General features: G+C 45.6%; 8 protein-coding genes. 6 read left to right on the top strand and 2 right to left on the bottom strand.

Annotated elements, in window-relative coordinates; all coding sequences use genetic code 11:
• Window positions 1-37: 37 nt before the first annotated feature.
• Both LZ23_RS07345 and rffA read right to left on the bottom strand, forming a co-directional pair.
• Window positions 38-3,514 (bottom strand): hypothetical protein, encoded by a 3,477-nt coding sequence (locus LZ23_RS07345; protein WP_045212895.1) that lies wholly within the window; start codon window positions 3,512-3,514, stop codon window positions 38-40.
• A gap of 687 nt (window positions 3,515-4,201) precedes the next feature.
• On the bottom strand, window positions 4,202-5,344 hold the full coding sequence (gene rffA / locus LZ23_RS07340; RefSeq protein WP_045212894.1) for a dTDP-4-amino-4,6-dideoxygalactose transaminase: 1,143 nt from the start codon (window positions 5,342-5,344) through the stop codon (window positions 4,202-4,204).
• Window positions 5,345-5,693: 349 nt separating this feature from the next.
• Here rffA and LZ23_RS07330 point away from each other — a divergent pair, with 349 nt between their 5' ends.
• From LZ23_RS07330 to LZ23_RS07305, 6 genes are all read left to right on the top strand, one after another.
• The gene (locus LZ23_RS07330) at window positions 5,694-6,962 is read left to right on the top strand and encodes a fibronectin type III domain-containing protein (RefSeq protein ID WP_045212890.1); all 1,269 of its coding nucleotides are present in this window, start codon (window positions 5,694-5,696) and stop codon (window positions 6,960-6,962) included.
• A 496-nt stretch (window positions 6,963-7,458) separates the two neighbouring features.
• Complete coding sequence (locus LZ23_RS07325; RefSeq protein ID WP_045212889.1) at window positions 7,459-7,974, top strand: choice-of-anchor Q domain-containing protein; 516 nt, start codon at window positions 7,459-7,461, stop codon at window positions 7,972-7,974.
• A 90-nt stretch (window positions 7,975-8,064) separates the two neighbouring features.
• Window positions 8,065-8,517 carry a hypothetical protein gene (locus tag LZ23_RS07320; RefSeq protein ID WP_045212888.1) on the top strand — a complete coding sequence of 151 codons (453 nt, stop codon included), beginning with the start codon at window positions 8,065-8,067 and terminating at the stop codon, window positions 8,515-8,517.
• 540 nt (window positions 8,518-9,057) lie between these two features.
• On the top strand, window positions 9,058-11,757 hold the full coding sequence (locus tag LZ23_RS07315; RefSeq protein ID WP_045212887.1) for a fibronectin type III domain-containing protein: 2,700 nt from the start codon (window positions 9,058-9,060) through the stop codon (window positions 11,755-11,757).
• 362 nt (window positions 11,758-12,119) lie between these two features.
• Window positions 12,120-12,632: a hypothetical protein gene (locus LZ23_RS07310; RefSeq protein WP_045212885.1), complete on the top strand. Its 513-nt coding sequence runs from the start codon at window positions 12,120-12,122 to the stop codon at window positions 12,630-12,632.
• Window positions 12,633-12,919: 287 nt separating this feature from the next.
• A partial coding sequence (locus tag LZ23_RS07305; protein WP_198145929.1) for a S8 family peptidase occupies window positions 12,920-14,756 on the top strand: 1,837 nt, incomplete at its 3' end.

The raw sequence follows: 14,756 nt of genomic DNA, 5'->3' as shown, positions 1-14,756 counted from the left end.
CGGGTTTTTGTTTAAGGTCGGTTAGATTATGTGTAGATTAACCAAAGACTATCGTGGCAGCTTCTTCTGCAGAAGATATACCCTGGAGTTCGACGAAGAAGTCTTCTGACTGGTCAGCGGTAAGTGAGTCATCAAAGAGGTTGCCTTGTGTACCATCTGCAACGAATAGGTAAGTTGAGCCTTCATGCGCAAAGATTAAGCCCTCATCTTCATTAGCAATTGCATCAAGGAACTTGAGGGCTTCTTCCAGATTGGTGAATGTGACTGCATCTTTATCTCCATCACTTGCATCAAAGAAGCCAAGAACACGTCCATTTTCTCCAACTTGAGCAAATACTGTACCGTCATCAAACCATCCAGTTTCATGGGCATCACCACTACCAAGAGCAACTGTGCCATCGACTGCAATTGTGTCGCCACTATTAAGGTCAGTAATAGTGTCAATCAAAGCAGTATCCAATGAAGCGACTTGATTAAGGTCGGTGTTGATTGCAGTAAACTGGAAGTTATCGTTACCATCTCCGCCTGTAAGCACACTGCCGTTACCAGCTTGAATGTTAAAAGTATCTGCCTGTACTCCACCAGTAGCTTCTACTTTGCGACCATTTCCTACAGTAATGCTATTAACGCCAAAGTCAGTTCCTATAACAACTACGGATGCTGTTGAATCTCCGTCCCAATCTGCAACTTCTACTGTGAAATCACCTAGCAAACCGGATGCGTCCAGGTTAAGTGCACCTGAATCTTCAGCGATTGCAGCACCTTTAGTAAGGTCAACTGAACCAGCACCACTGAATGTGCCTGTTTCCAAAGCCTTGAAGGCAGCAGATGAATCGAAAACACCACTTGTTTCAACAGTAAGATTAGTTACCTTGTCAAGATTGCCTGTTGTAATAAGGCTAAAATCTTCTGTGTTGGTCAGATTGAGCTCCAGAAGTTCGCTGGCGCTAAGATCAAGGGTGTCATCGCCATTAGCAGTAATATTTGCGCTGACTGCTTTGTTGGCAATAATTGCAGCACTTCCGCCAAGAGTACCCTCAGAATTTACTGTAAGTTCAAGTGCGCTGTTTACTGTAGCTTTACCATTAAACTCAGTCATCTGATTAGTGCCGTCCATGCCGGAAGCTACATTCAATGTGAAAGCTTCAGCCTTTGCTGCTGAAATGTCTCCAGAATACTTAACAAACTGTCCAACATCCATTGTAAGTGAAGTTACCTTGGAGGCGGTTACACCAAAATTAATTACATCCTGATCTTTATCTTTGACTGTATCTGCAGCAGCCTCGGCTGAGATACCCAAGGTTCCAAGTCCGTCATAAGTAACGTTTCCTGCATCTGAACTTGTCCCTTCGTCCAGCAGTACGAGCTCCAGGTCTTCTGTAGTCATCTGGGCAAGGAGAAGATTGTTTGTGCCAATTTCATCTGCAGTAATTTTTTCTACACCCTCGACGTTTTTTCCGGCAAGAGTGAATTTTCCACCCAAGCCATCAAAATACAGATGCTGAAAGTTGGATATAGTTGGCTGGAGAGTACCTGATATTTCATCAAACACCAAAGTGTCATATCCTTCTCCACCATCTACTACTGCTGTAGTTGCAAGGTTTTTAATGGTAAGCGTATCGTCACCTGCTCCACCCTTAAGAGTAGCTATAGCAGCATTGGAATCTGACAAGTCTGCTGTAACATCACCTGTTGCATCAGAAGCATCAAAATTTTTAACTGCTGTGCCCACTTCATTAATATCCAGGTTTCCTGCACCAGATACAACAATTGTTTCTGCAGCGTCTACACCTGACAGGTCAACATAGTTTCCATCGCCAAGGGATTTTACATCGAGTTCTTCAATCCCGGCCATGGTAATATCTACGTACTCAGCTGCGGCAGTAGTAGTCTTGGCAGTACCAACACCGTTTAGTACCAGGCCCATCTTGTCGTCTGTGCCATCAGTAACCTTGGAAGCAAATTCAGCTTTGAATGCACCACTGGCCTGTTCCAGCTTTACGGTCAGACCTGTTTCTGAAAGACCTTTAAGATTCATGCCTTTACCGGCGGTAATTACGAAAGTTTCGATATCTTCAGTACCTTTTGCGCTGAACGATCTGGCTATCGCACTTGTATTTTCAAGCTCAACTGTCTGAACGTTCTTCAGGAAGCCGTCACCGGTAAAGCCAGTGAAGTCACCCTTGACTGTAAGTGAAAGTGTATCTTCACCTTCACCACCATCAATCTGATCACCTGCATTCAAGGTGCGCTCAGCCAACTGGTTGGATACAACGCCGATAATCGTGTCATCATCAGCAGTGGTCTGGAAGCCTTCTTCAGCCTCTGGTCCAACCACATCATTATCAGTAGTGAGGGTTATCTCATTACCCTGAACACCCCAAGTCCACTTGTCATCTTCATAGTTTTCTGCTTCACGAATGAAGTTAACCTGATCCTGTGAAAGAGTACCAAAATTGGTTCCTTCTTCATCAGACAGGCTGTAGCTGTTAGCGTTTTCGACAACTTCTTCTTCGACATTTTCCCAAAGAGTTTCAAAAGAATCCATGAGATCGTATTCGCCGTCAAAGTTTTCCAGGTCAAGCAGCGCTGTAGCTTGCTCTACACTTGCAACTTCATCTTCAGCAAGACCTACAGATTCAGCGCCAGTCACTGTTACTTCTTCAGCTGCAGCAATAATATTAGCTGCTGTGTCGGCTATGCTCCACTCGAACAATTCTTCAATATCGAGTTCATCAGCATTCTGGGCATCTTCAAGTATTTCCACAACAAGAGGATAAGATTCGCCTGCAGTTTCAACGGTAATATCATCTGCGACGAATTTTTCTTCAGTATCAATATTATATACTTCTGGAAGCTCTTCAGCCAGTTTGAGGACTACAGCTTCAGCGAGAGTGTAGGTGGGTGTAACGTCAGCTTCTACTTCCCAGTTCTCCCAGCCATAGGTGTAACCCTTTGACCAGGTCTGCACATACAGGCTGTAGTCGTTCTCGGCATCTTCTACTGTGAAATTGAAGTCTTTAAGCTGATCTTTGGATATCCAGCCCTGGCCGTATTCAGACTCAGTTATCCAGCGACCTACCCACTCATCATCTTCTTTCTTTCCAATGAATACGTTAAAGTAAGCTTCGTCATCAGTGTTTTCTGCTGTGAACATCTCATTCAGCGGTGTGTCTTCTGTGATGGTTTCTGTTCTGAAGTTTTCGGTTGCTACAGAAAAGTCAACTTCACCCTTTACCCAGTCCCCAGGTCCATCCGCTTCACTCCATGTCTGAGCATAAATCAGTTTGTCGTTAGCTTGAGCAAAGTCAAATTTGAGGTTTTCGAGATCCTCAACCTTAACCCAGCCGGCGTAACCACGAACACCGAACTCTCCAGTGTCCACATATGAGCCTGTAGCCAATTCTTCACTTTCGCCAGTCCACAGCCTTACCCATTCTGCACCTTCCGGGACTTCGATGAGCTCACCAAAAGTGGTCATTTCTGCTGTGATCTCATTAAAAGTAATTGCCATAATCTTCTTCCTCCTTACGTGCTGTTTAAAAATAAATTTTCGATTTAAATCTTTTCTTTAGTTGATAAGACTTAAACCATGTTTCTCATTATTTAACCATATATATATTATGATCCGTGCCCACTGGTTGAGAAATTTTCTAAAATATAAGTCTATACAAATTTCATTCCATTATCCTGTCCAGCTCTTTAGCAGGGTTCACTTCAGTAACAGTTGATGTTTGGGTCCTGAGGCATTAAAAATCATTTATAAGCAATCATGTATTAACATGTCAAGCATTCATTTGTGAGTAAGTTAATGACCTTTGATGTGATCATTATTCAATGATTTGTCAAAAATCAAGGAAAAAATAATGTTTTAATGAAAATAATTTAATTTATTTGCATTTTTGCATTTGAGAATGAAGAGTCATGATTTGCAGAGAATTTTTTTTTAGCAGGTAGTGAGTTTAGATGGTTAAGTTTGAACATAATTTGGTTTAATTTAGCCATGACGGCGGTTGTGTTAGGTAGGTAACTGGACAGTCAAAAGTTCCCCACGTCATGCCGGACATGATCCGGCATCGAGTCTTTTATCTTATTGAAAAGAAACTGGATTCCGGCTTTCGCCGGAATGACGATAATGAGCTTCACTTTGCTTTAACCGTCACCCCGAACTTGATTCGGGGTCCAGTTTTTTTGAAGTTACTTAGAAGCAACGGTAAAACTCAGCAATAGCATCTGTTACGCATGAAACCTGTTTAAAAGTCATTTCATAAAACATGGGCAGTCGCAGAACTCTATCGCTCAGGGCCTCAGTATTGTCCATGGACCCGGCAATCCGACAGACTTTGGTTCCCATGAAAGATGAGTGCAGTGGAACATAGTGGAATACAGCTTTAATGCATTTCTGGTTGAGGCGGTTGATAAGATCTGTCCTTTCCTTCAATGACCTGACAATTATGTACATGATATGACCATTACAGCATGACTGCAGAGATTGGCTGGGCAGTCGGATCAGTCCATGTTCAGCCAGGGGCTGGAGATTTTGCATGTACATCTTAAGAAGTTTTCGTCTAACTGAAATTATTTTTTCAGCCATTTCAAGCTGGGCGTACAAAAAGGCCGCGGTTATGTCGCTGGGAAGATAGGATGACCCAATGTCAACCCAGGTATATTTGTCCACCTCGCCCCTGAAGAATTTTTTCCTGTTGGTCCCCTTTTCCCAGATCATTTCAGCCCGCTCTATAAGTTCTGGATCATTGATGATCAGGGCCCCTCCTTCACCGCTGATGATATTTTTAGTCTCGTGAAAGCTCAGGCAGCCCAAATCACCTACGGTGCCAAGATATTTGTTCTGATGTGTTGAAAGAAGGCCTTGCGCTGCATCCTCTATGACCCGGAGATTATGGTTTCTGGCTATATCCATTATTGTGTCCATTTCACACGCAGATCCAGCATAATGGACAGGAACAATGGCTTTGGTTCTGGAAGTAAGGGCCTGGGTGATTAGAGTTTCATCCATATTTAGAGTGTCGGGCCTGATGTCGACAAATACCGGCACCCCTCCGCGGAGGACAAAGGCGTTGGCTGTGGACACAAAAGTGAAGGAAGGCATGATAACTTCATCACCAGGTTGGATATCACAGAGCAGAGCACTCATCTCTAAGGCTGCAGTGCAGGAATGTGTAAGCAGGGCCTTGGGTGTGCCCAGAGTTTGCTCAAGCCAGTCCTGGCATTTTTTTGTGAAAGGTCCATCGCCTGAGATACGGCTGTGAGAGAGTACTGCCTGGGCAATGTAGTAAAGCTCCTTGCCGGCGATGAAAGGTTTGTTGAAGGGAATGGATTGCATTGGGTTTAGATTATCCGGGAGTTGGGCGAGGTGCAAGTGAATTTTTTTTAAGAAAAGAAGATTTGCCCACGGAATACAGGGGACAGGGGGCAGGGGACAGGGGACAGGGGGCAGGGGACAGGGGACAGGGGGCAGGGGACAGGGGACAGGGGGCAGGGGACAGGGGACAGGGGACAGGGGGCAGGGGACAGGCGTTTGGAAGCCGCCTCCATATTGAAGAACAGAGCCCGCAAGGTCAATATATTTGTATATATATGGTCTGGCCTGAAAAATGTATTGATTCTTAAATAAAACTTATATATCTGTTAACGAAAGAATTTTTTGACTGTTTAGACAAGGAGGTTTAACAATGTTAAAATTTAAGCATGTTTCGGTTGTTCTGTTTTTTTTGCTTTCAATTTGTATTGCTTTTCCCGTACAGGCTTCGAGTCTGAGTTCATTTTGGGGTAAGGAGGCAGTAAAAAATTTTTTTGAAATGCCTGTGGAAGATGTCTCAAGAGATAACCTGGCATATTCAACTTCTTCACAGTCAGCTCAGACTTCACCTCCCCCGATACCTGAACTGCTGTTTCCTGCTGATGGAGCTTTTGTCGCAGGTACTTCTATTGTTTTCAGATGGGAATCTGCAGATGGTGCTGAAAATTATAGTCTGAATGTAGTCAGGCAAAGTGATGGCACGGTACATTTTAGCCGTTTTGTTGGAAAGACAACCAGGCATAGTGTTTCTTACTTTTCTGATGACGGTGAAATATACTGCTGGAGAGTGAGTGCGGGTAATGAGGCAGGCTGGAGTGATTATTCTGATGAGCTTTGTTTTACCAACCATGAAGCAGCTACCGAGCCAACAGTTCCAACTGAGCCGAGACCGCTTTATCCTGCTGACGGCAGTTATGTTTCAGGCACAAGCATAACTTTTGAGTGGGAACCTTCTCCCGGAGCTACACATTATATACTTAATGTTTTTCGGCCTGATATATACATGCAATTTTGTTTTGAAGATGATATTATTGGCACTTCTCATACATGCTCATATTTCCCTGATGATGGTACTGAATTTGAGTGGTCGGTTGCGGCTGTTAACGAGCATGGGATGAGTCAATATGCTTATGGGGGAAGCTTTGTTAGCGGAGAATCAAAAGAAGAATCCCCTATTATGGAAAAAGCAGTGAAAATATTTTCCACAATCGAACGTCTATACCCTGATTTGTTTTATGCGGGTAGTGGGCTTAAAACCTATGACGAATATGAACATCTGATGATTTACCAGGAGTATCCGGAAGCAGGCATCGCCCTGGTTGTTTTTGATGGTGTTGTATATTATCTTTATCAAGGCCAATATTATCGCTGGTACACTGTTGAAGAGTGGTTAGCCATTATTGTGGATATAGATAAAGCAGAACGAGTCTTCTCAGGAATCGAACGTCTTTATCCGGAATGGTTTGCCGCGGGCACTGGACTTAAAACCTATGACGGATATGCACATCTGATGATTTACCAGGAGTATCCGGAAGCAGGCATCGCCCTGGTTGTTTTTGATGGTGTTGTATATTATTTTTATAGAGGTTTATTTTACAGCTGGTTTACGGTAGAGGAGTGGCTCGAGTATCTGGGATATTAACTCGTGCAGCACTAACGCGGGCTGTACCCGCAACCCAAAAAAAGAGATTTATCACCACAGAGGCGCCCCAGTTAAACCCCTTCGGGAGCTCGCGGCGAGCTGTTTAACGGGGCAAGCAGAGAGCGCAGAGAAGAGCAGCTTATACACATATTTTCAGCTTCTATATCCTTTCTGGACAATCAAAAGTTCTTGTGCAAACCCTTGGATTTATTGCCATTTTACAAGCTTTAAATATCCAGACTTTTTCGAAGTCTAACCATTTGAAATCATAATGTTTTTTTCTTAAACTAATAACAATTAACTGATAACTTTTAACTCTCAAGATCCTTTGTCTGACCTGAATAGCTTAAAAAAAACTTCTGCTTTCAGCAGGCTTTTTTAAAAACAGCCAGCAGGATGCCGGCTCCACTTGCAATTGCCGAAACAACCAGCATGTTTGTTTGAAATTTTCACTAAGCGCCTGAATTCAAAGTTTTTTAGTCATATGGAGAATTATATGCCAGGTATACACCGTACTTCAATTATTTTTTCTGCGTTAATCATTATCTTATTGACCATTCCAGCTTATGCGGGAGTCCTCCACGTCACTTCATCCGGTACAGGCAATGGAGAAAGCTGGGATAATGCCTTTTTGGAACCCCTTGAGGAAAATAAAGGTTTTACAAGGACTCATGCAATCCCATCCAGCAGCCCAGCCTATGCTATTCCTCAAGCTGCCGGAAGTAAGAGCTGGAACAATGCACCCGATTATGATCAGCGAGGAATGCCAAGGACGGTTGAGGGGTACAGAGCCATGGGCTCTTATGAAGAGTCAGACCTCACGGTTTTGGGCGCTCCGGCATTTATTCATATCCCTCGGTCAAGTGATAGCGGAGACTACATTATAGAATGGGGCAGCTCCACGACCGGAGGGGTTACTTTTGTGCTCCAGGAGGCAGTCAACGACAGTTTTACCGAGGGCTTAGAAACTGTTTATAGAGGACCGGATATGTCCTTTAGCATAAAGGACTAGCCTGGAGGGACCTATTACTACCGGGTAAAGGCTATAAAAGAGGGGTACTCTGACAGTGCCTGGCGAACAGGCATTAATAGTTGTGAGGTTATGATTTTTCAGCCAGAATTGCAAAGAACCAACATGCTTTTTGACTGGATGGAAAAAAAATGGCCGGATATCCTACAGCCAGATTTACAACCGACACTTTATGCAGACGGTGTTTACTACCGATGGTATCCAGAAACAGATGTTGTCATTGGAACTTTAGATGATTTACTGTACTTTCTGGATGAAAGAGGCACATTGCAAGACCTTGGGGCCGCAGAATCCTGGCTTCCCACTTATTTCAGAAATGCTGATATGCTGTTCGACTGGCTTGAAAGGCAGGCTGCTGAGATATTGTTTCCTGCGCCGCAGCAGTCTGTATACAGCGATGGGGTGTATTTCAGGTGGTATTCAGGTCTGGAGGTCGGTGTAGGAATTTTTGATAATATTTTGTATTTTTTAGATGAGGCAGGAATGTTGCATAACCTTGGTACAGTAGAAAGCCGGCTTCCTTAGATATACCTTTGAAATCCTGTCACAAAAAACAAGACAATTTGAACCGCAAAGACACCCCGGTTGAATGCCCTTCGGGCTTGCTCTTCGAGCAATTCAACCGGGCAGGCAAAGGGCACAGAGTTTAAGACAATAAGGAGGGTATTTTTTTGAAAACCGGGTAACGGTTTTCAAAAAGACCGGCTTTTCATTTGCCGCCTACCCGGCAAATGAAAAACTGAATAACCCTTTGTGTTTTCTTCCTTTGTGCCTTCGTGGTTCAGCAATCTTCTTCTTTGGGTTGCGGGCACAGCCCGCGTTAGAAAAATGCTGCATTGTTACTTGAGAGTTAAAAGTTATCAGTTAATTGTTATTAGTTGAAGAAAAAAACATTATGATTTCAAATGGTTAGACTTCGAAAACGTCTGGATATTTAAAGCTTGTAAAATGGCAATAAATCCAAGGGGTTGCACAAGAACTTTTGACTGTCCAGATTGTTACTATTTTTTAAAAAAGCGTTGCCTGGTGTATGTAGAGTATTCACTTATTTCCAGAGGGTAAATCATGAAAAAGATCATTGAACAGACTAGAGTTTCCGTGTTGTTATATGCATTCTTCAGCCTCGCATTTATTGCGGCTGTCCTGCTGCCCGGACCGTGCCTGGGAGAACCCAGAGCCATGTCTGTGGACCTGCCGGTTATCATGTCAGCGGATGGCAATACGCTTTACAATGCAGGAAAGCCGGTTGCATTGATAGCTGATCCTAATCCTGACCGTGTGAGGATCAGCATCCCTGCTCGGGAAAAATCTTCAATTGAATTATCAGCAATGGCCAGCTTTCAGATAACCTATCTAGCTGAAGGAGAAGAAGATTTATGGGGTGAACCTTGCTATGATTTTCCAGATAATGCCAGAACCGCCCTGGACAGGGCTGCTGAAATATGGGGGACACTTATCAGTTCAGACGTGCCCATCACCATCAGGGCCTGCTGGTTCAGAGATGAAGGTGATACTCTGGGTTATGCGGGAGGCCAGCCCAGACACAGGAATTTTTCCGGCGCTCCGAAGCCGGATACATGGTATGTCGGAGCACTGGCTAACTCCATGGCAGGTACTGATCTGGCCCCTTCCGAGCATGATATGCATATCGCCATGAACAGCAATTTTGACTGGTATCTGGGGACTGATGGTAATCCACCCAGTTATGAGCATGATTTTGTGACAATCATGCTTCATGAGATTGCTCATGGACTGGGCTTTACCGGTTCTGTTTCCTATTCTTCCCAGGATGGAACAGCCGGATGGGGATTTGGTACAGATAATCCTAGGATATACGATACATTTATGCGCGACGGCAATGGCAAAAGGCTCACAGATACCAGTGTTTATCCCAATCCTTCAGCTGGCCTGGCTGATCTGGTAACATCCGGCAATCTGTGGTGGCATGGAAGCCACGCCATGTCGGCAAATGGAGGTCAAAGGGTAATGATGTATGCTCCAGCAGCCTGGAGCAGCGGATCCAGTTATTCACATCTTGACTATGATACTTTTCGAGGTACTGAAAACAGGTTGATGGTTTACGCAGCTTCTGCTGGAGACGGTAACCATAATCCCGGACCGGTTACCATGGGAATCCTTAAAGACATGGGCTGGAACACAGGTAAAGATCAAAAGCCGGGCAAGGCAACCCAGATATCTCCCAGCGGGACCATCAGCACCAGTCAGCCGACGTATGCCTGGAGAACAGTGAGTGATGCCACTTACTATCATCTCTGGGCAAATGATTCCACCGGCAACAGGATAAACCGCTGGTATACATCTGAAGATGCCAATTGCACAGCCGGGGGCAACTGCTCTCTTAAACCATCTGTAACTCTTGCTTCAGGCAGTGGTTCCTGGTGGGTGCGTACTTACAATGACGCGGGCTTTGGGCCATGGAGCAATGGTCTTGATTTCAGAGTGGACACCGGTGAAAGCCCTCCAGGCAAGGCAACCCAGATATCTCCCAAGGGGACTATAAGTACCAGTCAGCCGACGTATACCTGGAGAACAGTAAGCGATGCCGCTTACTATCATCTCTGGGCAAATGATTCCACCGGCAACAGGATAAACCGCTGGTATACATCTGAAGATGCCAATTGCACAGCCGGGGGCAACTGCTCTGTCAAACCATCTGTTACTCTGGCTGCAGGCAGTGGTTCCTGGTGGGTACGGACCTGGAACAGTGCTGGTTACGGTCTGTGGAGCAATGGTCTTGATTTCAGAGTGGACACCGGTGAAAGCCCTCCAGGCAAGGCAACCCAGATATCTCCCAAGGGGACCATCAGCACCAGTCAGCCGACGTATACCTGGAGAACAGTGAGTGATGCCACTTACTATCATCTCTGGGCAAATGATTCCACCGGCAACAGGATAAACCGCTGGTATACATCTGAAGATGCCAATTGCACAGCCGGGGGCAACTGCTCTCTTAAACCATCTGTAACTCTTGCTTCAGGCAGTGGTTCCTGGTGGGTGCGTACTTACAATGACGCGGGCTTTGGGCCATGGAGCGATGGTCTTGATTTCAGAGTGGGGACCGGGGATACTTCTGCTCCTGTACTGCTCAGTCCGGAGAATGGCAGCCGATTAGATTCTATTGCCCCTCTGTTCAGGTGGTACACGGATGATGCTTCTTCCGGGGAATGGCTGATCCTGGAGTTGGCTGAAGACCGGGAGTTTGAAAGAATGGTGACCTCGTTATATACAAGCAAAATATCCGGTGAAGATGAATTTCGCTTTGCTTTAAACCTTGATCCTGACAGAACCTACTGGTGGAGGGCCAGAGTGGAAATTGGCGAGGAGGAGTATGGTCCATACTCAGAATCATGGTCTTTTACCACATCCACTGGAGGTATACTGCCTTCTTCTCCAAGATTGACCAGCCCTGCTGATGGCTCAAAGGTCCATTCATGGCCGGTAAGGCTGGAGTGGAGCAGTGTTGCCGGAGCTGAGGAGTATGCAGTTTTTATTTCTGAAGATGATGAAAGCGGTTCGCACATGCTTAACTATACAGAAGAAACCTACCATGAACCGTTTTTACTGGAGCCAAATACAAAGTACAAATGGTGGATTCAAGCCAGAAATGAATATGGATTCAGCGAACCATCAGCAACCTGGTATTTTACTACACCTGCTACTTCATCATCTAAAGAAGCCACTCATATTGAGCGTTTAAGGTTCACTCTAAAGAAGGATGATACGTTAATTACTGTAATTGAATAACCCGGGAGACTCCCGCAGTCCAAAAATATATTCTCACGCAAAGGCGCAAAGGCCGCCAAGGAAGACAGGATAGTTTTTTTCATTTGTCACGCGCTTTGCGTGACAAATGAAAAGGCAGCCTTAAACTTTGTGATCTTTGTGTCTTTGCCTGCTCAGTGAAACCGGGGTCCCCTCCGGGGTGTTTTACCAGGGTGGTTAAAACTTTCTTGTTTTTTCATCGGTTGGGTGTCGGGTGCGCCCGGGTGGAGGTTTTTTTTAATATTTTATCACCATGGAGAGCATGGTGAAGAGAAAGAAGTACTTAAGTCGCTGCCTTTTTTCATTGGCTGGAATTCGCCAGCAGAGAACAGACCGAGGTTTTTATGAAGATAAGCAATTACATGATTTCAGCAGCAGTCTTGCTCTTTCTGGGGATAATCCTGGGAAATACTGCCGGGATGCACAAAGACCAAGGGATGGTGATGGCCATGGGAGAAAAAGGAATTGTCAAACCGGAACCGGCTGAACCGGACAGCATGCGGTCGCTTTGGAGCGTTACGGCCTACGCTCCCGGCAAGGCGCCGGATATGGATGAGACTGAGGCCCGGGATATGCTTTTTATGCCTCTGGATATGGATGAAAAGAAGATTATATTTGCCGGTCAGAAATGCGAGGGTGTTGATTTTGACAGGCAGACAGGAAGCCTGGAGGAATATCTGGGCGAAAAGCACGGGTTTGGGCCTGGATATATTGGACTTGAAGAACAAAAGGCTACAATTGTCAGAACAAACTGCGGCATGGAAGGCTTTTCTGAATTTCTCAGGCTGGATGACAGGAGAATTGTGCTGGAAATAAGGGGCATGTTTTTTATTCTTGAACCTGTTGTGGATTATTAAGAATTGAACATAGAAGATTAGCCCACGGAATACATGGAAGGGCACGGAAGGAAAGAAGTCAGAGGTCAGCAATCTTTTTTACAGTACCTCGCTGGGACTGTCCCAATTTCCCAAAAAGTGACAGAGTCTCAAAGTTACTCACATGTTCGGTCCCTGGCCGCCCGGGTGAGGAGCTTCTTAAGATGAAATCAGGAAAAGTTTTTGTGAGAAAAGATCATTTATTTGGACAGGTAAAACCCTCTGTAGTGGAGGGGGAGTCATATAATTTTTATCCTGAGGGGGGCAATATGCAGAAATTTAAAGCTGACAAGCAAAAGATTTTTTGGATGTTCAATTTGATTTTTATCATAGGAGCAGCTCTTGTACTTTTCTGCCATCAAAGGGCAGTAGCGCAAGATATTTCTGACAGTGACGTATGGCTTAAACAGGCTGTGATGGAGGTGTTTGGAGCCAGCCATGGCTTTGATGCTGCTGCTGAGAGGCATCAGCATATTATGTCTCAGGCAGCAGAGAAAGGCAGTATTCCGGTGATAGTAAGGTTGAATAAACAAATGCTCCCGGAATCAATCCTGAGCATGGATCAGGCTGCAGCACAAAGAGACAGACTGGATGCTGTTCAGTCCAAGGTTGTTGACGATATATCCAACTTATCTTCCAGGGCAGAGTTTCTTGATTCTGTGAAAAGATTCAACATCACTCCTGCTGTGGCCATGCAGGTGAAGCCTGATGAGTTTGAGGCACTTCTTACGCACCCTGATGTCCTGGAGATTTATGAAGACAAGCATTATGCACCGCTTCTTGCGGACAGCATTCCCCTGATCGGAGGCGACAGTTCCTGGAGCTTTGAGGGTTATACCGGGCAGGGACAGGTTATTGCAGTTCTGGATACCGGAGTTGATAAAAACCATTCTTTTCTAAGTGGCAAGGTTGTATCAGAGGCGTGCTACTCCTCCAATGTGCCCTCTCAAAATGCAACCACGCTTTGCCCTGGAGGTGCAACATCAACCACTGCCAATAACTCAGGGCTTGACTGTGATTCTTCTTCCATAGCTGGATGCGGACATGGAACCCATGTGGCAGGCATTGCGGCAGGCAAAGGCCAGAATTTCACTGGAACAGCCAAAGATGCAAACATTATATCTATTCAGGTATTCAGCAAGTTTACCGATGACGCTCAAAACACACCATGCGCGGACTCTAACAATTCATCCCCATGCGCCAGGACTTATGTTTCAGATCAGATCAATGGATTAGAGAGAGTATATGCACTGCGTAACAGTTTCAACATTGCTTCTGCCAATATGAGTCTCGGGGGCGGCAGGTATTACAGCGCATGCGACTCGGATTCAAGGAAAGAGGCAGTAGACAGCCTCAAGAACTCCGGGATTGCCACAATTGTTGCAAGCGGCAATGATGGTTTTACTGATTCCACCAATGCACCGTCCTGCATTTCCAGCACTGTCAGCGTGGGCAACACTACCAAACAGGACTCTGTTGCAAATTCTTCCAACAGCGCAGACTTTCTGGATCTTCTGGCGCCTGGCACCAGTATAAACTCCTCTCTTGAGGGAGGAGGCTTCGGAACCATGACAGGCACATCCATGGCTGCACCTCACGTTGCTGGAGCCTGGGCGGTTATGAAGGAAGCCAAAAACAATGCTAGTGTAGATGAAATTCTGGACGCTTTAAAAAGTACGGGAAAGTCTATAACTGATACACGTTCTGGAGCAAACAACAGGAGCAAACCCAGGATCAGACTGGATCAGGCTGTAACCAGCCTGACAGGCAATGGCGGCCTCCCGGGCAAGGCCACTCTCGTATCTCCCAGCGGGAGCATCAGCAACAGTCAGCCCACATATACCTGGAATGCCGTGAGTAATGCCACCTGGTATCATCTGTGGGTCACAGATTCATCCGGCAACCGCATTAACCAGTGGTACAGCGCCTCTGCAGTCAACTGCAGTTCCGGGAGCGGTACATGCTCTATCAGGCCTTCGGTGACTTTAAGAGCCGGCAGCGGAACCTGGTGGATAAGGACATACAATGATAACGGTTATGGCCCCTGGAGCGACGGCATGAGCTTCAACCTGACCAGCGGCAACCTCCCGGGCAAGGCCACTCTCG

This window comes from Desulfonatronovibrio magnus (genome assembly GCF_000934755.1).
Classification (GTDB): domain Bacteria; phylum Desulfobacterota; class Desulfovibrionia; order Desulfovibrionales; family Desulfonatronovibrionaceae; genus Desulfonatronovibrio; species Desulfonatronovibrio magnus.
This window is presented reverse-complemented; position numbering and strand designations above follow the sequence as displayed.